Here is a 22,457-nt window from a genome sequence, read left to right as displayed (position 1 = left end):
GCTCAAAAAGAAGAAAGGCCGTTCATTGCTGAACAGCCTTTCTTCTTTATCTAACTCGTTGGAGTAATCTTTCAACTTATTGTTTCGAGTCTTTACACGCATTGTAAATTCCCTCGAACAATTCTTTAGCATCCGAAGCAGCCATGGCTGAGAAAGCCACACGAATGACATTGTTCAGGTTGATAATTCCAATGCTGTATTTCTCGATCAGGATTTTACGAACGAGTTCGCCATCCAGCCCTTCGGCCAGTTGAACGCACATGAAATAGCCCGAGTTGTATGGTAGCGCCGTAAAGTATTCGCTGTATTTGTCGTCGTTCAGCGCTTCGCGCACGGCATGGTAGCGTTTGTTCATAATGTCGAATTTCTCCGCTTTCTGTGCCTGATAAGCTTCATTTTCGAAGGCGTTCAACAATAAAGATTGTGAAATATTGGCTGCATTGGAAATGTTACCACGCACAGCACCCGCTGTTTTGGCTTCCAGAGCAGTGTATAATTCAGCGTCGCCACCTTTAACACCGTAAGTCATAAAACCAACACGGAATCCCCAAACGTAATCTTCTTTGGTTGGTCCGTCAACTTTTAGGGCCAGTACATTTTCGTGCAAATCGCAAAGTTGAGTGAAAATGCTCTCTTGTTCAATGCCTTCTTCGTAAACCAATCCGAAGTAAGCGTCGTCGGAGAAAACAACGATTTTGTTGCCTTGCTCAGCCGATTCTTTAATGATGGCAACAATCCCTTTTTGTTCTTCAACAGTTGGCGTGTACCCGGTGGGGTTGTTCGGGAAATTCAAAATCAGCACTTTCTTGCCAATGCCGTCTTCGGCCAGTTTGGCTTTGAGTGCATCGAGGTCGAAACCACCATCTTTAAACAGGTTGAACTTGCTAAGCTGAGCGCCATAGGCATGGTTCAGAATCAGGTTGTAGTTTCCCCAAAACAGATCGGGAACCAGTACTTTTTCGCCTTCGTCGACAAACAGGTAGCCGGCCATGCTTACCCCGTGGGTTAAGGCATTGGTAACAACGGGTAGACTGATTGTTTTATCTTTTAGTGAAGGGTTTTTCTCGAAAATCATGCTTTGCCATTTGGCGCGGATGTCAGGACGTCCATAGCTTGGTGCATAAGGGAAAACCAGAGAAGGATCGAGTTTTACATTCGATTCAATGCTGTTCAATCGCATGGGGCTACCATTATCTTCAACTGCAGCGCCAATGGTTGCATTGATTTTAGTGCCTTTAGCATCGGCTGTCTGGCCTAAAATTCCTTTTTTGGGGAAGAAAATATTTTTTCCTTTTTCCGATAAAAGGTCGTAAATAACTGGATTTTTTGCTTGAATAACTTTGTTTAACTCCTCAGCTTGTGGATTCATATTTAATGATTTAACTGTTTTTAGAATCGGTCAATCGTTTTGTTTATGACAAAAACGTCTGCAATTTATTAAAAAAACTTGGTTTGTGATAGGTGATCTTTCAAATTGAAATTCAAAATAAGGATATGTTTACAAATCGTAAATTTTATCGCAGGTCAGCTGTCTCCAAATTTCAATTCGTAGCTATTTCAGTAGATCTTCGTCCCGAATAATCATCAAAATAGAAGCATGGGGCAGAATGATGTATTTCTCCTTGTTGAACTCAATTTCGAAACCACTTTTTGATAAGTAAATAGCCAGGTCGCCAACATTGGCTTGCAGCGGAACGTATTTGACGTCCTCTTTTTGCTCTTTCCAGGGTTCGTCATTATCGGTCATGGCCGGAATGGGGTAGCCGGGACCTACTTTAACGATGTAGCCGCTTTGAACCTTCTCGTTTTCCTGCACCGTTGGCGGAAGATACAAACCCGACTTGGTTTTATTTTGGGGGCTTTTGGGTTTCACCAATACGCGGTCGCCCACCATGATGAATTTGTCCAGATCTTTTTCTTCAATGATTAATGACATGGTTCGAATTTTTAGCTGTAAAGATAAAACTTATCGCTCTTGTGCGGAATGGGAAGAGGAGAAATAAGAAAGGAGAAAGGAAACAGGGGAAGGGGAATTTAGCAATTCGAATTCCAAATATCAGAATAAGAAGACAGCAGAAGCTTTTTCAGGGGTTCGGGGTAGAAATGGATAACCGAACGCACGGAACTGACAAACTCCAATAGCAACAGATCCTGAAACAAGTTCAGGAAGACGCTCAACGTGACGGGGGCAAGGGACTGATAGCTAAAAGGAGAAAGGAGAAAGGGGAAGGGGAAGGGGAAGGGGAAGGGGAAGGGGAAGGGGAAGGGGAAGGGGAAGGGGAAGGGGAAGGGGAAGTTAGCAATTCAAATTTCAAATATCAGAATAAGGAGACAGCAGAAGCTCTTTCAGGGGCTTGGGGTAAAAATGGATAACCGAAGGCACGGAACTGACAAGCTCCAATAGCCGCAGATCCTGAAACAAGTTCAGAAAGACGCTCAACGTGGGGGGAGGGTACTGACAACTGAAAACGGACAACCGAAAACTGAAAAGCTCCTAATCGACTAAGGGCAGGGTAAAACTGACTTTTGTTCCTTTATTTGGCTTACTTTCAATAAAGATTCGGCCTTCATTTTTCTGAACAAACTCCTTGGCTAGGATGAGGCCAATGCCGGTTCCGGGTTCCAGCATGGTCCCCGGGTTCGAGAATGAAAGCGATGAGTTGAAACGCATCAGGGCCTCATTGGTCATGCCCACACCTTTGTCACTCACTGTAATCACCATCATGTCGTCTTTCTCTTTGGCCGAAATGCGAATTTCACCATCGGGATGCGAGAACTTAATGGCGTTGGACACCAGGTTACGTATGATGGCGCTGGCCATGTGGTAGTCGGCAAACAACTCCGAATTGCTTTTCATCTTTAAAAAGATTGACAGGCCTTTTTCTTCCAGCAAGGGATTGAACAGTTCGATAACTTCGCGGTATATCTTTTCAAGCTTGAAAGGTTTGGGCGAATAAGGGATATGATCCATCTGTACGGTTGACCAGGTTAGCAGGTCGTGCAACAGTTTGTAGTTGTGCTTCGAAACCGTGGCCATGTTCTTAATCAGTTTGACTCGTTCTTCTTTGGGGAGCTCATCGTACTGTTCGTTCAGCAAGGTCGAGATAGCCATGAAACTTCCGACATGGTCGCTGAGGTCGTGCGAAATAATGGAAAGAAATTTCTCCTTGTTTACAGCCAGATCTTTGTATTTCTGCTGACTCATCTTCAGTGAGGTCGATAGTTTTTCGAGCCGTGTGTAGAGGATCTCAAAAATAAATTCGTTGGCAAAAGCCATGACCGAAATGAATAGAAAGACGATTGAAAGCCGGGAGACGAGACTGTAGTTGTAGTTGGGGCACCACGATTCAGTTTGTAGAAAGGAGTACGCCAGAGCATTGCAAATAAAGAAAATGCTGAGGGCGATAATGCCATGTTCTTTGCCTAAAATAAGGATGACAGCAAGCGGAAGCATTAAGGCGAAGGCGATTCCGGACTCATTTTGCCCACCGGTCAGAAAAAAATAAGTACTGATGACCGAGATGATGATAACAAAGATGATGGATGGGATCAGGATGGTTTTTCTCTTTTTGAGTAACCAAAAAGTTAAGCCGCCTGCTAGCAGTGCCAGTCCGTTGAAAAGAGCTGTGTTGTATGTTTGTTTATAGAAATTGCTGATTAGAAAAACACCCATAGCGATAAAGAACAAGTAGAAGAAAAGATTGAGCAAAATGCTTTTTTTCTTTTCCTCCAGTCGTTCGTAGGAGGTGTCATCGGCATTGAAAATAAACAGCTTTAGATAATAGTTTAAGAGTTTGCTCACAGGGTCTAAAATTTTATACTAAAATAGCCAATTCAGCAAACTAATACACTACGTATAGCTAATTTAAAAAATGGTTGCTTTACTTGTAATCACCCAGTACATCCGACAGGACCTCGTAGCCGTCGTTGGTGACTAAGATGGTATGTTCGAATTGAGCCGATAATTTGCCATCGCTGGTGCGGGCTGTCCAGCCGTCGTGCTTGTCAACACGGGTTGTTGCCCGGCCTTCGTTAATCATGGGTTCGATGGTAAAGGTCATGCCCGGACGCATGATGTCGCCTGTATTTTTGCGAGCAATGTGGTCAACCTGTGGCGCCTCGTGAAAATCAATCCCAACACCATGACCGCAGAACTCATAAACGACACTGAGTTTCTGAGCTTTGGCGTAACGGCCAATCACAAAGCCAATGTTTCCCACATAGTTGCCGGGTTTAACCTGCTGGATTCCTAAATCGAGACAATGTTTGGTTACATCGATTAGGCGTTGGGCTTTTTCTGAAATTTCGCCTACCGTATACATTCTGCTGGTGTCGCCATAGTATCCATTCAGGATGGTGGTAACATCGATGTTTAAAATATCGCCTTCCTTCAAAATCTGTTCTTCGCTTGGGATGCCATGGCAAACAACTTCATTGAGTGATATGCAGGTGGCTTTTGGGTAGCCGTTGTAGCCTACTGTGGCCGAAATAGCTCCATGGTCGCGTATGAACTCTTCAATTTTGTTATTCAAAAATTCGGTGCTTACTCCCGGTTTTACAAATTCTTCGATCATTACCAATGACTGGCCAGCCAATTGGCTACTTTTTCTAATTCCTTCGATTTGTTCGGGTGTCTTAATTATAATATCACTCATTTTTTCTGGGAAAATTTTCGCAAAAGTCGTAAAAGCTTCTTTATTTTCAAAAAATGAACAATAGATTTGTCCAAAAGTTTAACGAAAGCCATCCCATGAGTAAATATTCTCAGGAAATTTCAATCGGAGCCTATCATACCAATCGCTATGCTCGGGCATCTGTAACCTCTCTTTTTAATGTTATGCTGGAAGCTGCCTGGGCGCACGCACAGGTGATGGATTGGGGGTATGAGCATTTGAAGACAAACAACATGTTTTGGGTTTTGTCGCGGGTGTATTTCGAATTGGAGAAGTATCCGGAGTGGCAGCATCAAATTAGCTTGAATACCTGGTCGGCTGGTACGGATGGCATCTATGCTTACCGCGAATTTATTCTGGAAAATGAGGAGCATGAGGTTTTGCTGCGCGGAAGTACGGCTTGGCTGATTTTAGATTTGGAAACCCGGCGTATTTTCCGGCTACGCGATTTCCGGGATACTTTTCCACGGCTGGATGCACCGAATGTCTGCCGCAGTCCAAGACGGATCAAGCCGCACGACCGGTCCGAGGAGCTGAGCTTTCAGCCCGTGCTGTTTAGTGACCTGGACGTGAATCAGCATTTTAATAGTGTGAAATACCTGGAGCGCGTTCTGGATGCTTTTGGTGTTGATTTTATGGATGTCTTTGAATTGGCTGATCTGGAAATCAATTACCTGAAAGAAGGCTTGACTGGCGATAAGCTGGCTGTTGACACCATTCGCTTGGATGATTTCAGCTACAGCTCAACAGTTGTTCGGGAGGCGGATGGTGCTGATTTGTGCTGCATGATCACCCACTGGCGGAATCGGAATAAATAGTCAGGGCGCATCAGTAGCTTCAGGAAACCTCCACTAAATAAATTCGGGCAAAGACGAATGAATCTCTATTAGCCCTCCAGCCATTGTTGAATTTGAGCAATCTTTTTTTCCAGCGGCATAAAACCATCCAGCCAGTGAATGCGTGTGCCATGTTTTTCCATACGCCTGAACCAGGTCATCTGGCGCTTGGCAAACTGGTGGATGGCAATTTCAAGCTTGGTAAACATCTCATCATAGCTTAGCTCGCCAATCAGGTGCAGGGTCAGGTATTTGTATTCCAGTCCGTAGTAGGTAAGTTGCTCGGGGGTAAGTCCTTTGTCCAGCAGGCGTTGCACTTCATCCAACATGCCATCTTGCAGGCGTTGTTTTAAGCGTTCGGTTATTCGTTGGCGGCGGTGCTCCCGATCGTATTTTACGCCAACCACCAGGCTGTTAATCTCGGGCATGTCGTTGCTCAGTTCGGGATTATCTTTCAGGTAGGTTTCAATTTCGATAGCGCGGATTACCCGGCGGCGGTTTTCGGTGTCGGTGGTGTTGTGCAGTTCCGGCTTGATGTCCAGAAGTACTTGCTCCAGCTCCTCCAAGCTTTTCGTGTCCAGTGTTTTTCGCAGTTCATGGTTTTTCGGCACCTGAATTAATTGATAATTATTTAAGACCGCTTCAATATAGAGGCCACTTCCTCCGCATAAAACCGGAAATTTTCCTCGCTGAGTGATATCGTTGTAGGCCGCCAAGAAGGCATTGTGAAACAAGTAGACATTGTACTCGAAACCGGCATCAGCAATGTCAATTAAGTGGTAAGGGATTGGTTGTCCCTCAATTTCATAGTCTTCATAATCCTTGCCGGTGCCAAGATCCATACCGCGGTAAATTTGACGGGAATCGGCTGAGATGATCTCTCCATCAAGTTGTTTAGCTGCGTGGGCAGCTACCGTTGTTTTCCCCGAAGCTGTAGGTCCGAGTATGGTTAGCATTTGATATTTTTGCTGTTTCATCGATATTTGTCATTAAGGTTTACAAAATAATGTATTTTTGTGACGCAAAACCAGAAATTATGGATTTTAAAGAACGATATCGCCAGCTTTTTCAAACATGCTTTAGTGTGTTGGTTGAACCCAATAAGTTTTGGCGAGAGGAGAAAGACGAGATTAAAGCCGAAGCAATTTTTACAGGCTACTTTTTGCCACTGGTATTACTGGTTGGTTTAGCGGTATTTATTGGTGAGCTGATTAAGGGAAGCGAGGTTTTGTTTAGCTATGCGGTGGCCAAATCGGTTCGTGAAGTGGTTAGTTACGTCTCACAATACTTTTTGTCGGTGTATTTACTAAACGAGCTGCTGACGAGTGTGGGAGCTGTGAAAAATAAGCTGGTGATTAGCCGTTTGGTTGGCTATTCATTTCTGCCTTTCCTGATTGTTTCTTTTGTAACCGGACTGTTTCCGGGCCTTTATGTTTTAAGTGTTCTGGGATTGTATGGTATATTTTTATTTGTTCAGGGGGTGAAAGGAAGTTTGAATCTGGTGCCCGAAAATCAGAATCGCTACACGATGATCGGCTTGCTGCTGATTTTTCTTACCTTCATACTCTTGAATGTCTTTAGTTGGAAATTATTACAAGCTTTCTACGGTTATGGTGCATAAAAAGCAAAACATCAATATAAAAAACAAACGGGCCTATTTCGACTATGAAATTTTGGAGAAATTTGTGGCCGGCGTGCAGTTGGTTGGCACCGAAATTAAATCGATCCGGAATGGAAAAGCTTCAGTTGGTGAAGCTTATTGTCGCTTTACCCGCCACGAGCTTTATGTGGTGAATATGAATATTTCAGAATATGATTTTGGAAATATTAATAACCACGAGGCGCGACGTGACCGCAAGCTTTTGTTGAATAAAAAAGAACTTGAAAAACTTCAAAAGAAAACCAAGGAGAGTGGCCTGACCATCATTCCCTTGCGGATGTTTTTAAATGACAGGGGATTGGTGAAGCTTGAAATTGGCTTGGCAAAAGGTAAAAAGACGCACGATAAGCGCGATACCCTGAAGGAGAAAGATGCCAAGCGTGATATGGATCGGGCGATGAAATTTTAATCTGCTTCTCATTTAATCCTACTGCATTACTTGCAATCGGTTAGTGGAATGTTGTAACTTGTAGCTTCTTAGTTTTTTAACCCTAAAAAATAAAGGCTATGAGAAAAATAATTCCTTTAATAATAAGTCTGTTTCTTAGCTTTTCACTGGTGCCAACTACTTCGGCGCAAGGATTTCTGAAGAAGCTAAATAAGAAAGTTCAGGATAAGATCGAAAAGAAAGTGGAGGATAAAGTCGACGATAAGGTTGACGAGAAGGTGGATGAAAGTCTGGATGAGATTTTTGAAGAAGCTGAAAATGACTCGGAAGCTCAACCTACCAATGATAAACAAAATGAGCGGCTTCAGAAAATGATGAAAGGCATTGGTATGTCGGGCGATCCGGTGCCAATTCATGATGATTACACCTTCGATTCCAAGCTCCAAATGCACATCGAGTCGTATAAAAAGAATGGTGAAAAAGATAGCGAAGGCGAGTTTATCACATACGTGAACCCGGAAGGGAAAAACTTCGCCTATGAGTTTATTGGTGGCGATATGAACCAAAACGGTCAAGGAACTTTCATTATGGACTTTGAGAATAAGGCCATGATTATTCTTTCCGAAGAAAATGGGGAAAAGAAAGGTCTTGTCTACGGATTCGATCTGCAGGGTATGAACGACGCGGGCTTCGACGAGGAAGAATACGAAGATTTGGAGGATGGAGATCTGACTAATATTGGCATGAGTCCTTATGTGGAAAAAACGGGAAGGACTAAAACCATCGAGGGCTATAAATGCGAGGAATATCGGTATGATAATCCGGAGGAGGAGACCAAAGCTAATTTTTGGATTAGCAAAGATGTTAACATTACGACGCGCGATTTCATGAGTACCATGCTTAAATCAGCAAGCTACTCACATGGCATGCCTTGGGGCTTTGTTATGGAGTCGGAATCAGAAAATACACGAACTGGCGAGCGTTCGTTAATGCGGGTAACCGATATTGATATCAAGGCCGATAAGCAATTCAGGATGGGAAGCTACCAAATGACCAACCTGGGATTGATGAAGGTGCCGGCGATGGAAGCGGAGTAAGTAATTGAAACGTTTTTGAAAGACAGGCTCATTCGAAGGGAATGAGCCTGTCTTTTTATTTATTATTTTCCTTTTTTACTAATAATGGAAATAGAACAGCCAAAGCAATGGACATCGCTGTGGTTATTCCCCATATGATGCCCCAATGGTAATTGGTTCCGTCGGGGCCAGTCTCTGAAAAGATAGCAATAATTTTTGCGTTGATAAAGTTGCCGACAAGCAGTCCAAGTCCAAACGTGACCAAGAAGATAAAGCCTTGTGCCTGAGCTTTTAGTGCTTTTGGTGCTTTCTGGTCAATGTACATTTGTCCACCCAGGTAGAAGTATCCGAAAATAAGTCCATGTGTCAGGATTCCAATCATATATAGTAAGCCCGTGTCGGTTAGTGCTCCGGTGTAAAATGCAAGATAGCGTATGGTCAGGGCAAGTAAACCATAAAACATGGTTATTCGCAGGCCAAACTTTCGAACCATAAAGGGAACGGAAAGCAGAAACAGCATTTCAGCCAGTTGTCCAAAGTTCATGGTAATGCTGATGTACTTAAACCCTTCATCTAATAAAAATTCGGAGCAATAAGACCAATACATCGAGAATGGAATCATCGACAGGAATGATAAGGTGATGAACCAAAAGAAATTGCGATTGCGCATCAATTTCACAGCTCCCAATCCCATAGTGTTGATCAACGAAAGCGGTTGTCCGTTGGAGGCGGGCAATGTTTTGGGGAGTGATAAATTGAAAATCGCCGCCAATAGGCTTACTCCGGCTCCGCAATAGAAAGGGAGGTTGGTACCATCAAAGTCCATTGCGAAGAGGTGAACAAACAACAGGCTAAACCCGCCGGAAACGACCCATCCGACTGATCCGAATACCCGGATGCGTGCAAATTTCTCGGTTGCAATGTGTGTCATTGCGATGGAGCTTGTTAATCCCCAGGTTGGCATGTAAAAGATCATGGCCAGCAACAGGAAGAGAAATAGCAGATTCGGATTTGCTGTGGTCGCTGCAAGAGCAAGTAAGATTGCATTGATGAAGTTGGTAAAAGCCAAGACATATTGCCCCTGGAAATAGCGATCGGCAATCATTCCCGTAATTGGAGAAACGAGACAGCCTAGCGCCATTGAGCTTAATATCAGTGCTTTTTGTGTCGATCCAATATCCATTTGCGTCAGGTAGGCGGCCAATGGAACCCACCATACAGCAAACATCATATACTGGAAGAACATCATCAATGCCATTTGAATAGTCAACATGGCATTTTTTTTCATAACAGTAATTTATAGTTAGTAGTTTTTGCGGAGTTTAAGATAGATAAAGGATTTGAGATTTAAAAGATTAATTAATCCTATTGGCAAGATAGTGCTCTGCTTGTCAATTTGGTTTTGGCACACAGAGCTGAGTTGGGATGGGAAACACTGATCCGATACGCTGATGAATTGATCATAGCGCAGCGATTCGGCTCTGTCCTGTGGATAATTGGGCGCGCTAGACGGAAGATCGAATCAGGTCGCTAAACCACTTGCATGTTTTCCATCGGAATGATTTCTTCACCTCGGTACCGAAGCAGCAGATTGGCCACGGCCAGCGTATCTTTTTCGCAATAGCGAATGATGCGATCGATGTCGCCCTGATGATACACTTGGGCTACCTGGCTGCCGTCGATGTCGTCCTTGGGGGTTGGGATATTGAAAACAGCGCAAAGCAGGCTGAGGGAGGTGTAATTTTTATAATCGCCAAATTTCCACAATTGCAGGGTGTCCATCAACTTATCTTTGACATCCCAGGGTTTCATGCCGGCAATGTCCAGCGCAGGAGGCAAAGGGAGACCATTGATCAGAGTCCGGCGGGCAATGTAGGGATAGTCGAACTCTTGACCATTGTGCGCGCAGAGTCTTTTTCCGGGGTGCGACATGAATTTGGTGAGCATGTCGTTGAACTGGGTCAGCAGTTTCTTTTCATTATCATCGTAAAATGATTTCACTCGGTAAAAACGTTCGCCCATTCGTTGAGTGATAACTCCGGCCGAAATGCAAATGATTTTTCCAAACTCAGCATAAATGCCGGCACGTTCATACACATCGCCTGGTCCTTGTTCTTCGGTTCGAAAATAGGTCGACTTTTTTTCCCAGAGTTTTTGGAAATCTTCATTCAATTCGCTGAAATCCGTTTGTTGAGGAGCCGTTTCAATGTCGATAAAAAGAATGTCTTCGAGGTTCAAATTGTTAAGCATGCCTATAAGTTTTGGAGTATGAAATTGGTAAAGATGCTAATGGCTACGGTGTTGTTCCCACCCTGAGGGATGATGATATCGGCAAAGCGCTTGGTGGGTTCAATAAATTGCAAATGGCTTGGACGGACTGTTTCTTCATAGCGTGAAAGCACTTCCTGAACATCGCGTCCGCGCTCAATAATGTCGCGCTGGATGACCCGCGAAAGGCGTAGGTCGGAATCGCAATCGACAAAAGCTTTGATGTCGAGCATGTCGCGCAAGGATGCATTGGACAGGACTAAAATGCCTTCCACAATTATAACAGATTTAGGTTCGATGGTTTGAGTTTGCTCCAGTCGGCTGCATGTCAGGTAGGAATATCGAGGTTCTTCAATGTTTTTTCCTGTTTTTAGTTCAGACAGGTGTTGGGTTAGCAGGCTAAATTCAATGGAGTCGGGATGGTCGAAATTAATTTCCTTGCGTTGCTCCATTGGAAGGTGGCTGTTATCCTTGTAATAGGAATCTTGTGAAATAACGGCGACTTCGTTTTGGGGTAGTTGTTCGATGATTTTTCGCACAACTGTGGTTTTTCCTGAACCTGTTCCTCCGGCGATACCAATGATAATCATTCGAGTTGAATTTTAGGTAAAGATAAACAAGCGAGACAGATTTCCGATATTCCTTATTTGATTTATGGTTGAGCGGTTGGAAAATATTAACTTCGCAGCCATAAGATAAACCCTTAATAAAAATTGTTGACTATGATTAATCACGTGGTTCTTTTTAAATTGAAAGGATATCCTAAAGCCGAAAAGGAAGCTGTATTGCTGAAAATAAAAGCGGCGCTGGAGGCACTCAAAGATAAAATAGAGCAGGTTCGGCACCTTGAAGTTGGCTTGAATTACGAGTTGGAGGCTAAATCGTATGATATGTGCCTGATTTCACATTTTGACTCGGTTGCTGACTTGGATATCTATCGGGTGCATCCGGAACACCTGAAAGTGGTGGAGCTGATAACGGAAGCTACCGTTGAGCGTTCTGCAGTTGATTTTGAATTTTAACCTGTCAACAAAATAAGAGAAATGAAAAATTTATATCCCTTGAAATTTACCCCTCAGTATTTAGATAAAATATGGGGTGGACAAAAAATAAAAACACAGCTGGGAAAAGATTTTGGCAAATTGCCTAATTGTGGTGAGAGCTGGGAGGTTTCAGGAGTGCAAGATCATGTGTCGGTTGTTGCTAATGGCTTTTTAGCAGGAAACACCTTGGAAGAGTTGATTGAGATTTATATGGGTGAGCTGGTTGGCGATCGTGTGTATGATAAATTTGGTGTGGAGTTTCCCCTGCTTGTCAAGTTTATTGATGCTAACGATGACTTGTCGGTTCAGGTTCATCCCGATGATCAACTATCAAAGAAGCGCCACCAGGCCTTTGGGAAAACTGAAATGTGGTATGTGCTGCAAGCTGATGAAGGCGCTAAGCTAAATCTGGGATTCAAAGAGGAGCTGAGCCGGGAGCAATACCTGGAGAAATTTGAAGCCGGTCAGCTGATGGATATTTTAAATTTTGAAGAAGTAAATGCCGGCGATATACTGTTTATGCCTGCAGGTAGGGTACATGCCATTGGGCGTGGCGTTTTGGTGGCCGAAATTCAGCAAACTTCCGATGTAACCTATCGTATTTACGATTACGACCGGAAAGACTCGGAAGGTAACTCCCGTGATCTGCATACGGACTTGGCTTTGGACGCCATTGATTTTTCGGTTCCTGATTCTTATAAAACAGCATACGAGCCCCAAAAGAATGAGCCAGTCGAAGTCGTTAAATGCGATTACTTTACAACGAATGTAATCGATTTGGATCAAAAGCTGGAATGCGACATTCATAAGCTCGATTCCTTTGTGTTGTATATTGGAGTGGAGGGGGCTTGTGATATTGAATTTCCGGGTGGAAAGGAAAGCTTGAAACAAGGAGAGACTATTTTGGTGCCTGCAGCACTGGAGCAGTATTTTATAAGCCCCCACGGAACAGGCGTAAAACTGCTGGAAGTTCACATTTAAACTTTCCGGATAAAAACGGAGTATTGAACGGTTGAGAATAAAAAAATGAATTTATGGAGGTAAAAAATGCCCGCTTTTTAATGAGTAATTCGGATGTGAAATTATGTCCGGAGCCCAACAAACCCGAATTCGCCTTTATTGGCCGGTCTAATGTGGGTAAATCCTCATTGATCAACATGCTTACTGGGCAGAAAAAACTGGCCAAGACTTCGTCACGACCCGGAAAAACCCAGTTGATTAACCATTTTATGATCAATGAGTCATGGTATCTGGTTGATCTCCCGGGTTATGGCTATGCGAAGGTGTCGAAGAAAAGCAAGGAGAAATTTCAAGCTTACATTGTTGATTATGTGTTGAAACGGGAAAATCTTTTTTGCCTGTTTGTATTAGTCGACTCCAGGCATGAAGTTCAAAAAATTGATCTCGAGTTCATCAATTGGCTTGGTGAAAAAGAAGTTCCCTTTGCGCTTATTTTCACCAAGGCCGACAAGTTGAGTAATACCAAATTAGCCAAGAGTATTGCCGACTATAAAGCCGAACTGCTGACACATTGGGAGGAATTGCCTCCTTTGTTTATAAGTTCATCCGAGAATGGAGCAGGGAAGAAAGAGATACTTGAATTTGTTGATCAGAGTATCTAAAAAAGAATGATCATTATTGTTTATCTGAGCTCTAGCTTGCTTGGTACTTGTCTTTATTGTCAATTTTAAATAACTTGCAAGTCGAGTGCTAAGGATATTTTAAAGATTTTTCTACCTTTGCGCGCATTCCCAAAGCTACGTAAATTAAAAGTGAAAAAATGTCTAAAAAGGCTCCTTTAAAGATTTTTACAGGTACAGCAACAAAGTATCTAACGACAGAGATTTGTAAGAGTGTTAATGTTGACCTGGGGAAATCTTCCTGTCCGGTTTTTGCCGATGGAGAGTTTGAACCCTGTTATGATGAAACCATTCGTGGGGCACACGTTTTCATCGTTCAATCCACATTCCCGACTGCCGACAATTTACTTGAATTGTTGTTGATGATAGATGCTGCTAAACGTGCATCTGCTTATAAAATTATTGCTTGTATTCCGTATTTCGGATATGCTCGCCAAGATCGTAAAGATAAACCAAGGGTATCCATTGGTGCTAAGCTAATGGCCGACTTGTTGTCTTCATCAGGTGTTGACCGGGTGATTACCATGGATCTACATGCCGATCAGATTCAGGGGTTTTTTAATGTTCCTGTTGACCATCTTTTCGCATCAGCGTTGTTTATTCCCTACATTCAAAACATGGGCTTGCGCGATATCGTTATTGCTTCTCCTGATGTGGGTGGTTCAAAACGTGCCAATAACTATGCCCGGATGCTAGGGACTGACATGGTTATCTGTCATAAGTCGCGCGAGAAGGCCAATGTTGTTGGTAGCATGACCTTGATTGGCGACGTACGTGATAAAGATGTGATTATTGTGGATGATATGATTGATACGGCTGGCACGATTGCCAAAGCAGCCGGCTTGATGATCAAGGAAGGAGCCAATTCGGTTCGTGCCTTTGCCGCACACGGGTTATTATCAGGACCCGCTTATGAGCGGATTGAAGAGTCGGCTTTGGAAGAAGTGTATTTCACGAACTCCATTCCACCGAAAAAAGAATCATCTAAAATTAAGTACATATCGGCTGCTGATGCCTTTGCGGAGACGATTCAGCGAGTGTATAAAAATGAGTCGATTAGTTCTTTATTCTATAAATAATTAATACTTTTGCACCGCTTTTTCCAACGGCATAAGTGTTATGTATGCTGTTTGCCCTTTTAACAAAAGGGAGGACTGAGTATCATAATTAACTAAAATTTTTAAAAATGAAATCAATTGAAATTAAAGGCCAACTAAGAGAAGGTCTTGGTAAAAAAGAATCAAAGAAGTTAAGAAATGAAGGAAAAGTTCCTTGCGTTTTGTACGGTGGTGATGCTCCAATTCACTTTGTTGCAGAAGAAGGCGATTTCCGTTCATTGATTTATACTCCTAATGTGTATTTGATCGACCTGGAAATTGACGGAACTGTTTACAAATCAATCATGCAAGATGTTCAGTTTCATCCGGTGAATGATCAGGTATTGCACGTTGATTTCTTGAAAACAGCAGAAGATAAGCCTGTTAAAGTTGAAGTTCCAATTAAAGTTGAAGGTTACGCTAAAGGAATGCGTTCCGGAGGTAAGCTGAAAACGAACTTGCGTCGTTTGCGAATTAAAGCATTGCCCAAAGATCTTCCTGATACGATCTCTATTGATATAACCAAGTTAGGTTTGGGTGATAGTTTTAAAGTTGGTCAGTTGGAATTGGATAACATCGAATTCCTGAATGGCAAATCAGTACCGGTTGTTTCTATCATCATTACTCGTGCGGCTCGTGCTGCTATGGGAGCTGCTGTGGCAGTTACTGATGATGAAGAAGAGACTGAAGAATCAGCTGAATAATAAAATTTTCGGAACGACTTTGTTTGTTGACTCAGACATCGTCGTTTCATCCGTATCATCAATAAATCAATGATTAAGCAATCTTACGGATGAAATATTTAATAGTAGGACTAGGAAATCCGGGGAGTGAATATGCACATACCCGGCATAACATAGGATTTAAAATATTGGACGCTCTTGCTGATGCGTCCAATATTGTTTTTAGCGATAGCCGTTATGGCTATGTCGCTGAATATAAATTCAAAGCCAGAACTTTTATTCTGTTGAAACCGACCACTTATATGAACTTGAGTGGGCGGGCCGTCAACTATTGGCTGCAAAAGGAGAAAATCCCTTTTGAAAATCTACTGGTGTTAACAGATGATTTGGCCTTGCCATTTGGCACGCTTCGTTTGCGGGCTAAAGGGGGCGATGCCGGACACAACGGCTTGAAAAGTATTCAGGAAGTGACCGGCCGAAGTGATTATGCGCGCCTTCGTTTTGGGATAGGTGATGAATTTCGCCCCGGGAAACAGGTCGACTATGTCTTGTCGGAGTGGTCAAAAGATGAAGATTTAGACCTTCCAGCGAAGATTGATACCTGCCTGGAGATCATCAAAAGCTTTGGCACCATTGGCACGGCTCGGACGATGAATCAATTCAACAAACGTAAGTGAGATGAGTGATCAGGTTCGCGTAGATAAATGGCTGTGGGCAGTTAGGGTGTTTAAAACACGCAGTATTGCCACCGAAGCGGTGAAAAAAGGGCGTGTCTCGATTGGTGATATGGCTGTTAAGCCTTCTCGGGTTATTAAAGTTGGCGATGTGGTGCATGTTCGGAAGTCTCCGGTAACTTATCGCTATAAAGTGTTGCAGCTGGCTGGTAAGCGAATGGGATCGAAATTGGTAAGCGATTACATGGAAGATGTGACCCCCAAGGAAGAACTCGAAATACTGGAAGTGCAAAAACAGATGGGCTGGTTTCAGCGTGAGCGCGGAACCGGAAGACCAACCAAAAAAGATCGCCGGGACTTGGATGATTTTTTTGAAACAGATTGATTATGCTGATAGCAAAAGAAAAACGAAGAACCAATATGGCCGAATATATTCTTTACCTCTGGCAGGTGGAGGATTTGTTGCGTGCCTTGAAATTTGACCTCGATCAAATCGGAAAAACATTGGTGGCCCGCTTTGATGTGGATGAAGATACTCGTTTGGAGATTTTCGATTGGTACCGCAATCTGGCCAGTATGATGGAAAAGGAGCGGGTAGCACAATCGGGACACTTGCAGTTTATTCTGAATTTGATTGATGATTTGAACCGGTTTCATCTGCAATTACTTCAGGCTGGAAAAGATCCGCAGTATGTTAGCTTATTTCAGTTGGCAAAGCCAGTCATTGATGAGTTTGAATCGAAGAATGTTGAAAAGGGCCAAAATGATATCCGCCTTGGATTTCAGGCGCTGTACAGTATTATGCTGCTGCGCTTACAGAAAAAGGAGATCAATCCTTCAACGCAGTCAGCTGTTGACCACATTAGTAAAATGATGGGCCATTTATCTGCCCGTTATCTTCAGTACGAAAAAGGCAAGTTCGAGCTTTAAAGAAATCGCTCGGCATCCTCTGGCTTGGGTAGCATGCAGCTACTTCGTCGTCCGAACCAGTGGAATCGGTTTGTTGCCATCCAGGTGTATAATTGATCGCGCCAGCTTTTTGGTAAAATCCGGACAACCGTAAGTACCTGAAAAAAACCTCCCAGGTGTTCTGCTATTTTTAAAATGGCTTCCGAGTGCGTATAAAATTGCTCACCTTCTACTAAAAGTATGGAATCAATATCGGCGGTGATGTCTAGTTGCTTCTTTACCTTTCTGCCAGTTTCTCCATCCAATGCGCTAAAAAGAAAATGTTTCCTGCGGTCGTACTTTAGAATAAACTGAACCGAGCGGCTGCACAGATTGCAATAGCCATCAAACAGAATTAGACTTTTATCCGCAGGTATATTTAGCATTATTTGTTATTCCTGAAGTCGTTTATCAAGCCTTCGGAAAGCCAGTTGGCTAGAGCTTGTCGGTTGTTGTCGTGAATAAAACGTTGTTGGTCGCGGTGATGGTTGATATTTCCCAGTTCAATGAAAACTGCTGGAGGATAGCTGTATTTCAGCACATACAGGTTGCGATCCGATACGGTTCCGTGATAGCCCCGGTTGGGTTGGTGTGTATCGTATTTTTTCTTGAATGTTTGCTGCAGGTTGTTCGCTAGTCTTTTGCCGGTTTTGCTGCGGTGATCATGGTAAAAGAATACATCAATATTTTCACCTTTACTCCGCGAATCAACATGCACAATGATCATCCGTTGGAAGCTGCCTTTGTGTTTGAGGTAGAGTTTATTGACGGCGTCTTTGCGCTGGCGTAGTCGTTTGATTTGGCTGCGTGGAATGGTTTGTTTCGGATAACAGGTTTCATCCTTATCAGCTTTGAGGTAGCTGTCATCTCGAATGCCATCATTTTCATCACGGGTAATCATATAAACCAAGGCGCCGCGCTCAATCAATGTTCGGCCCAGCCTGAGGGTTACGTCGTAGGCATATTCATCTTCGCATAAGGTGTGATTGCCGTAACGTCCAACGGCGCCCGGATCAGGTCCGCCATGCCCACTGACTAGGTAGTAAATGGCTCCCTGAAGAGAATTATCGATGGACTTGACTCGTTCGTAGCTTTTGCCAAAAATGGGGTAGATCGTTCCTCCTGCTGATACACTCTCTGGTTTTTCCCCTTCGAGCGGTAGTAGGTAGCTTCGACCCACATATAAGCTGTTATTGGTGCCAAGTTTGTTTTTGTTGAGTTCGATAAATGCTTTGAAATGTTCCGAAGGCGATAAGCCATGCCTTTTCAATAAGCTGTAGATCCCATCGCCATTTTTTGCAATCGTTGTTGGATAATCCTGAGCATGTGAAATGCTTGTCAAAAAGAGGATCAGGAAAAGCGAATAAAAAAGTTTATGAAAAAGGCTTAAAAAAAAGCCTGAATTTATGTGCTTCATTGAGTTAAAATCTGTTTTTATAAGAACGAAATGTTAAGTTTAATGTTTAAAATAGGAACTGAAAACTTAAATTTGAATAAATCTATTTTTTATTTCTGAAATATAAAACGAATGCGCTATACATTTATCCTCATTCTTTTGTTGATAATCTCTTTTTCATGCAGAACGTCGCTGGAAATAAGCAGTGTAGAGAGGAGTAATATTTCAAATAGTTCCGCTCTTTCAACTATTGATTCTGTCATTGTAGCTCTGGTATTACCTTATAAGGACGAGCTGGAGGAAGACATGCTAAAAGTGATTGCTATCTCCAATGAAGAATTATCAAAAGCAAAGCCGGAAAGTAAGCTGACTAACTTAATTGCTGATTATTTACTTCAGGCGGGTAGAGATTATTGCCGGCTGGGAAATCCGGGGGTCACACCTGACATGGCTTTTGTTAACTACGGAGGGCTACGCGTGTCGTTGCCACGAGGCGAAATTACGGTTGGTAATGTTTTTGAACTCATGCCTTTTGAAAACGAGATGGTCTTATTAAAATTGTCAGGAGCGACCATGAAGCAGTTTATGCAGCAGGTGGCTGCACGAGGAGGCGATGGAGTGGCCGGTATTCGGCTAGGAATCAAAAATGATAAGATCAGTCAATTGCAGGTTGATGGTGTGTTGTTTGACTCGAAGCGGGATTATTGGATTGTAACCAATGATTATATTGCTGAAGGTGGTGATGCGATGGAGATGCTGCTTAGTAGAAAGGAATCAATTTCCACCGGAATAAAGCTTCGGGATTTAATCATTGACCGTTTCAAGACAGAACACGAGGCAGGAAGAAGAATTAACGTAGCTTTAGATGGGAGGATTTATTATGAGTAGTCGAAGGAAATTTATACGAGATTTGGTTGGTGCTTCTGCGGGTTTGGGGATGATCAACTTGCCAGCAGACTTACTGGCTAAACAGGATTTGGTGAGTTTGAGTGTGCTGCACACCAACGATATTCATTGCCATATTGACCCGTTTCCGGAAGATCATTCCGTTTACCAGGGACGTGGGGGATTGGCTCGTCTTTCTGGATTAATAAACCAAATCAGGCAAACGGAGAAAAATGTTTTGTTGTTCGATGCTGGTGATATGTTCCAAGGGACGCCTTATTTTAATTATTATAAGGGAGAGTTAATTTTAAAGCTAATGTCTGAAATGGGCTATGATGCCGGAACTCTCGGAAATCATGAGTTTGACAATGGGCTGGAAGGAATTCAAAATGTGATTGATTTTGCTGATTTTCCGTTGGTTTGCAGTAATTACAATTTTTCGAATACACGCTTGCTCGATACTTTTCCTGATTATACAATATATCGGAAGAGTGGGATTAAGGTGGGGGTTTATGGCCTTGGCATTGAGTTGGATGGTCTTGTTAGTGAGCAGAACTATATGGAAACAGTGTATCTCGATCCTGTTAAAATAGCCCTTGAAAAAGAAGCATTCCTGAATAATGAGAAAGGATGTGACCTTGTCATTTGTCTTTCGCACCTCGGGCTAAAAATGCGAGACGCGAAAATTTCAGATACTTTACTGGCCGCGCAGACTCATCATACCAATTTGATTATTGGTGGCCATACCCACAGCTTTTTAGATTCACCCTTAGGACTGAAAAATGCAGATGGAAAACAGATCATTGTGAATCAGGCCGGGTGGGGCGGAATGGTTCTGGGGCGGATTGATTTTATCTTTGATCAGAATAAGAAGGAAGAGCCCCAGATACTCTCACAAAATATACCCACACATTCATGAGAGGATACCAAGCTGCGTTTCTGGCTATTTTGAGCGGTGCCTTGTTGAGTTTACCTTGGCTCGACTTGCTTCCTGGCTGGACTTTGCTAGGTGCCATGGTACCTTTGTTATTTGTTGAAAAGAAGCTATCGGCAGACGAGTGGCAGTTTGCTTATATCGATTTTTTGGGCTACGCCTTTCTGAGTTTTCTGGTTTGGAATCTTTTAAGCTGCTGGTGGATTGCCTATGCAGTCCCCGTTGGAATGGTGTTGATCGTTACTCTTAATGCATTGCTGATGGCCCTTGTCTGGTGGCTTTTTCATCAGGTGAAACGGACTTTCAATACCAATATGGGGTATATTGCCTTAGTTGTGTTTTGGCTGGCTTTCGAATACCTTCACTTTAACTGGGATATGGAGTGGCCTTGGCTCACGCTGGGCAATGGCTTGGCTAACCAGGTGAAGTTCATTCAATGGTACGAATTTACGGGCGTACTGGGAGGTTCTCTTTGGATTTTAACAGCCAACCTGATTTTATTTCAAGTTTTAGACAGTGCTTTTCGAGTGCTTCGGTTGAGATCTGCCGCTTATGCCATTCTATTTCTTTTGGTGGTTCTTGTCCCGATGATCTTGTCCAGTCAGCGTTATCAAAATTACAACGAAGACGGACCGGCTTACGAGGTGATCGTTCTTCAGCCTAATATTGATCCGTACAACGAAAAATTTGAATCCGGAACAGCGAATGATCAGTTAAAAACGTTGCTGAGATTAACAGACTCGCTGGTTACTTCGAACACCGAGTTTATTATCGGCCCGGAAACAGCACTGCAGCCTTTGCTTGAAGATGATTCGCCTGTTCTGAATTCACAGCTTGGCCCTTTTTATCAGCGGGTATCCAATTATCCAAACTTAAACATTGTTCTAGGAGCGTCCACACGCAGGAATTTTCAGCAAGGAGAAGTTCGTTCAGAAACGGCTCGAAGGGATCAGAACCAAATGCCGTATTATGATCTTTATAATTCGGCCTTGCTTATCAATGATGCTCCGGAGGTTCAGATCTACCATAAAAGTAAACTGGTGAGTGGAACTGAGAAAATGCCTTTCAGTAGGTACTTTTCCTTTGTCGAGAAATACCTGGTTGATTTGGGGGGAACAACCGGAAGTCTTGGAACGAAGCAAGAAAACACTACTTTCAACAGCACAGCCGGCATAAGTGTTGCTCCGCTAATTTGTTTCGAATCTGTTTTTGGGCAATACCTTGGAGAATCGATTCAGCAGGGAGCTGAACTTATTTTTATTCTAACCAATGACGGCTGGTGGAAAGGAGGGGCTGGTTATCGACAGCATTTGTCATATGCCCGATTACGAGCAATTGAAACTCGGCGAAGCATTGCCCGGTCGGCTAATACCGGTGTTTCGGCATTCATTAATCAGCGTGGCGATATTGTGCAATCAACTCGCTGGTGGACAGCTACGGCCATTAAAGGCTACCTGAACACGAATTTAGAGATTACATTTTATGTGAAATATGGTGATTTTCTGGGGCGGGTAAGTGCTTTTGTGTCAGTTTTGTTCGCGCTTTCTCTTTTGGTTCGAAAGCAAATCAAAAAAACCTACTGAAAGGCAAAAAAAATCCGCATTAATTCGTTTGTGTAAAATCCCTAATCAAAAGGATTTGAGTGCCTGGTCGATCAGACTTCCACCGGTAGTAAACTACTCACCCCGAATACTCGAGGCTACAAGGCCTGTCTTTACGTCCAAAAGCTTTCTCGGTTCACTATAAACTGTTGAATTTACCAAATATGAACTAATGCGGACAATATCTTTGTTTAAGAACGTTTTCTTGCCTCAAATATAGTTTGCGATGGCAGACTTTGCAAGCAAAATAGTTGATTTAATAACATCTTGGAATTATCTCGTTGATTCATAATGCGATTGAAAGACGAGTTTCTTTGACGCTTAACTTTCCTGTTTTTTATACGTACAAATATTAATGAAATCCCCTGTAATTGCTGTTTTCACTAGCAATGAGTGAGTTCTGTTTCGGAGCGTAAAAATCATTGATTTTTTTTTTGTGAATTGTTTTGCGAAAGCAAAAAGTAGTTCTATATTTGCACGCACATTCGAACAGGGAATAACCCTAGAGAGTGACAGTTCTAAAGAGAATTAAGGAGATTAAAAATTTAGTCACGATATTTCAGGAGAGATGGGTGAGTGGCTGAAACCACCGGTTTGCTAAACCGGCGTACGGGTCAAACCGTACCGGGGGTTCGAATCCCCCTCTCTCCGCATA

At 42.9% G+C, this 22,457-nt stretch carries 25 protein-coding genes and 1 tRNA gene; 16 read left to right on the top strand and 10 right to left on the bottom strand.

Annotation, left to right across the window (positions count from 1 at the left end):
* Positions 1 to 76 precede the first annotated feature (76 nt).
* From ACUNWA_RS08425 to map, 4 genes are all read right to left on the bottom strand, one after another.
* Positions 77 to 1,369, bottom strand: coding sequence for an aminotransferase class I/II-fold pyridoxal phosphate-dependent enzyme (locus ACUNWA_RS08425; RefSeq protein WP_445591451.1), 1,293 nt, complete (start codon positions 1,367 to 1,369; stop codon positions 77 to 79).
* 183 nt (positions 1,370 to 1,552) lie between these two features.
* Entirely contained in the window at positions 1,553 to 1,936 is a 384-nt protein-coding gene (locus tag ACUNWA_RS08420; protein WP_445591450.1) for a co-chaperone GroES, read from the bottom strand.
* A 558-nt stretch (positions 1,937 to 2,494) separates the two neighbouring features.
* Entirely contained in the window at positions 2,495 to 3,802 is a 1,308-nt protein-coding gene (locus ACUNWA_RS08415; RefSeq protein ID WP_445591449.1) for a sensor histidine kinase, read from the bottom strand.
* 79 nt (positions 3,803 to 3,881) lie between these two features.
* Entirely contained in the window at positions 3,882 to 4,670 is a 789-nt protein-coding gene (gene map, locus ACUNWA_RS08410; RefSeq protein WP_445591471.1) for a type I methionyl aminopeptidase, read from the bottom strand.
* Between the two features lie 38 nt (positions 4,671 to 4,708).
* Here map and ACUNWA_RS08405 point away from each other — a divergent pair, with 38 nt between their 5' ends.
* Positions 4,709 to 5,491, top strand: a complete 783-nt coding sequence (locus ACUNWA_RS08405) for an acyl-[acyl-carrier-protein] thioesterase (RefSeq protein WP_445591448.1) — start codon at positions 4,709 to 4,711, stop codon at positions 5,489 to 5,491.
* A gap of 68 nt (positions 5,492 to 5,559) precedes the next feature.
* Here ACUNWA_RS08405 and miaA read toward each other — a convergent pair whose 3' ends face one another.
* Positions 5,560 to 6,486: a tRNA (adenosine(37)-N6)-dimethylallyltransferase MiaA gene (gene miaA, locus ACUNWA_RS08400; RefSeq protein ID WP_445591447.1), complete on the bottom strand. Its 927-nt coding sequence runs from the start codon at positions 6,484 to 6,486 to the stop codon at positions 5,560 to 5,562.
* Positions 6,487 to 6,545: 59 nt separating this feature from the next.
* Between miaA and ACUNWA_RS08395 the strand changes: the two genes are divergently transcribed.
* The 3 genes from ACUNWA_RS08395 to ACUNWA_RS08385 all read left to right on the top strand — a co-directional run bounded on the left by ACUNWA_RS08395 (position 6,546) and on the right by ACUNWA_RS08385 (position 8,654).
* Positions 6,546 to 7,130: a YIP1 family protein gene (locus ACUNWA_RS08395; protein WP_445591446.1), complete on the top strand. Its 585-nt coding sequence runs from the start codon at positions 6,546 to 6,548 to the stop codon at positions 7,128 to 7,130.
* Positions 7,120 to 7,578, top strand: coding sequence for an SsrA-binding protein SmpB (gene smpB / locus ACUNWA_RS08390; protein ID WP_445591445.1), 459 nt, complete (start codon positions 7,120 to 7,122; stop codon positions 7,576 to 7,578). The genes ACUNWA_RS08395 and smpB overlap by 11 nt, the downstream gene beginning before the upstream one ends.
* 98 nt (positions 7,579 to 7,676) lie before the next feature.
* Entirely contained in the window at positions 7,677 to 8,654 is a 978-nt protein-coding gene (locus ACUNWA_RS08385; RefSeq protein ID WP_445591444.1) for a hypothetical protein, read from the top strand.
* Positions 8,655 to 8,709: 55 nt separating this feature from the next.
* On the opposite strand, the gene ACUNWA_RS08380 is transcribed toward ACUNWA_RS08385, so the two are convergent.
* The 3 genes from ACUNWA_RS08380 to udk all read right to left on the bottom strand — a co-directional run bounded on the left by ACUNWA_RS08380 (position 8,710) and on the right by udk (position 11,491).
* On the bottom strand, positions 8,710 to 9,921 hold the full coding sequence (locus ACUNWA_RS08380) for an MFS transporter (RefSeq protein ID WP_445591443.1): 1,212 nt from the start codon (positions 9,919 to 9,921) through the stop codon (positions 8,710 to 8,712).
* A 242-nt stretch (positions 9,922 to 10,163) separates the two neighbouring features.
* Entirely contained in the window at positions 10,164 to 10,883 is a 720-nt protein-coding gene (locus ACUNWA_RS08375) for a 3'-5' exonuclease (protein ID WP_445591442.1), read from the bottom strand.
* 2 nt (positions 10,884 to 10,885) lie between these two features.
* Positions 10,886 to 11,491 carry a uridine kinase gene (gene udk, locus ACUNWA_RS08370; RefSeq protein WP_445591441.1) on the bottom strand — a complete coding sequence of 202 codons (606 nt, stop codon included), beginning with the start codon at positions 11,489 to 11,491 and terminating at the stop codon, positions 10,886 to 10,888.
* Positions 11,492 to 11,623: 132 nt separating this feature from the next.
* Between udk and ACUNWA_RS08365 the strand changes: the two genes are divergently transcribed.
* From ACUNWA_RS08365 to ACUNWA_RS08330, 8 genes are all read left to right on the top strand, one after another.
* Positions 11,624 to 11,923 (top strand): Dabb family protein, encoded by a 300-nt coding sequence (locus ACUNWA_RS08365; RefSeq protein WP_445591440.1) that lies wholly within the window; start codon positions 11,624 to 11,626, stop codon positions 11,921 to 11,923.
* 21 nt (positions 11,924 to 11,944) lie between these two features.
* Positions 11,945 to 12,925, top strand: a complete 981-nt coding sequence (locus ACUNWA_RS08360) for a type I phosphomannose isomerase catalytic subunit (protein ID WP_445591439.1) — start codon at positions 11,945 to 11,947, stop codon at positions 12,923 to 12,925.
* 53 nt (positions 12,926 to 12,978) lie between these two features.
* On the top strand, positions 12,979 to 13,566 hold the full coding sequence (gene yihA, locus ACUNWA_RS08355) for a ribosome biogenesis GTP-binding protein YihA/YsxC (protein ID WP_445591438.1): 588 nt from the start codon (positions 12,979 to 12,981) through the stop codon (positions 13,564 to 13,566).
* 158 nt (positions 13,567 to 13,724) lie between these two features.
* Positions 13,725 to 14,663, top strand: a complete 939-nt coding sequence (locus ACUNWA_RS08350) for a ribose-phosphate pyrophosphokinase (RefSeq protein WP_445591437.1) — start codon at positions 13,725 to 13,727, stop codon at positions 14,661 to 14,663.
* A gap of 107 nt (positions 14,664 to 14,770) precedes the next feature.
* The gene (locus ACUNWA_RS08345) at positions 14,771 to 15,385 is read left to right on the top strand and encodes a 50S ribosomal protein L25/general stress protein Ctc (protein ID WP_445591436.1); all 615 of its coding nucleotides are present in this window, start codon (positions 14,771 to 14,773) and stop codon (positions 15,383 to 15,385) included.
* Positions 15,386 to 15,474: 89 nt separating this feature from the next.
* Positions 15,475 to 16,041, top strand: a complete 567-nt coding sequence (gene pth / locus ACUNWA_RS08340) for an aminoacyl-tRNA hydrolase (protein ID WP_445591435.1) — start codon at positions 15,475 to 15,477, stop codon at positions 16,039 to 16,041.
* 1 nt (position 16,042) lies between these two features.
* Positions 16,043 to 16,423 (top strand): RNA-binding S4 domain-containing protein, encoded by a 381-nt coding sequence (locus tag ACUNWA_RS08335; protein ID WP_445591434.1) that lies wholly within the window; start codon positions 16,043 to 16,045, stop codon positions 16,421 to 16,423.
* A 2-nt stretch (positions 16,424 to 16,425) separates the two neighbouring features.
* A complete protein-coding gene (locus tag ACUNWA_RS08330) occupies positions 16,426 to 16,968 on the top strand; it encodes a DUF4924 family protein (protein WP_445591433.1) in 543 nt (180 codons plus the stop codon).
* Here the strand turns inward: ACUNWA_RS08330 and ACUNWA_RS08325 are convergent.
* Both ACUNWA_RS08325 and ACUNWA_RS08320 read right to left on the bottom strand, forming a co-directional pair.
* A complete protein-coding gene (locus ACUNWA_RS08325) occupies positions 16,965 to 17,372 on the bottom strand; it encodes a thiol-disulfide oxidoreductase DCC family protein (protein ID WP_445591432.1) in 408 nt (135 codons plus the stop codon). The two genes, ACUNWA_RS08330 and ACUNWA_RS08325, sit on opposite strands and share 4 nt — an antisense overlap.
* Complete coding sequence (locus tag ACUNWA_RS08320) at positions 17,372 to 18,403, bottom strand: N-acetylmuramoyl-L-alanine amidase family protein (protein ID WP_445591431.1); 1,032 nt, start codon at positions 18,401 to 18,403, stop codon at positions 17,372 to 17,374. Before ACUNWA_RS08320 ends, ACUNWA_RS08325 begins: the two co-directional genes overlap by 1 nt.
* 111 nt (positions 18,404 to 18,514) lie before the next feature.
* Here ACUNWA_RS08320 and ACUNWA_RS08315 point away from each other — a divergent pair, with 111 nt between their 5' ends.
* The 4 genes from ACUNWA_RS08315 (at position 18,515) to ACUNWA_RS08300 (ending at position 22,453) form a co-directional block, all read left to right on the top strand.
* Positions 18,515 to 19,270 (top strand): 5'-nucleotidase C-terminal domain-containing protein, encoded by a 756-nt coding sequence (locus tag ACUNWA_RS08315; RefSeq protein WP_445591430.1) that lies wholly within the window; start codon positions 18,515 to 18,517, stop codon positions 19,268 to 19,270.
* Positions 19,248 to 20,186: a bifunctional metallophosphatase/5'-nucleotidase gene (locus ACUNWA_RS08310; protein WP_445591429.1), complete on the top strand. Its 939-nt coding sequence runs from the start codon at positions 19,248 to 19,250 to the stop codon at positions 20,184 to 20,186. The genes ACUNWA_RS08315 and ACUNWA_RS08310 overlap by 23 nt, the downstream gene beginning before the upstream one ends.
* The gene (lnt, locus tag ACUNWA_RS08305) at positions 20,183 to 21,784 is read left to right on the top strand and encodes an apolipoprotein N-acyltransferase (protein ID WP_445591428.1); all 1,602 of its coding nucleotides are present in this window, start codon (positions 20,183 to 20,185) and stop codon (positions 21,782 to 21,784) included. The genes ACUNWA_RS08310 and lnt overlap by 4 nt, the downstream gene beginning before the upstream one ends.
* A 580-nt stretch (positions 21,785 to 22,364) precedes the next feature.
* Positions 22,365 to 22,453 (top strand) — tRNA-Ser (locus tag ACUNWA_RS08300).
* The last annotated feature ends 4 nt before the right edge of the window (positions 22,454 to 22,457 follow it).

The organism is Sunxiuqinia sp. sy24 (assembly GCF_052677165.1).
This window is presented reverse-complemented; position numbering and strand designations above follow the sequence as displayed.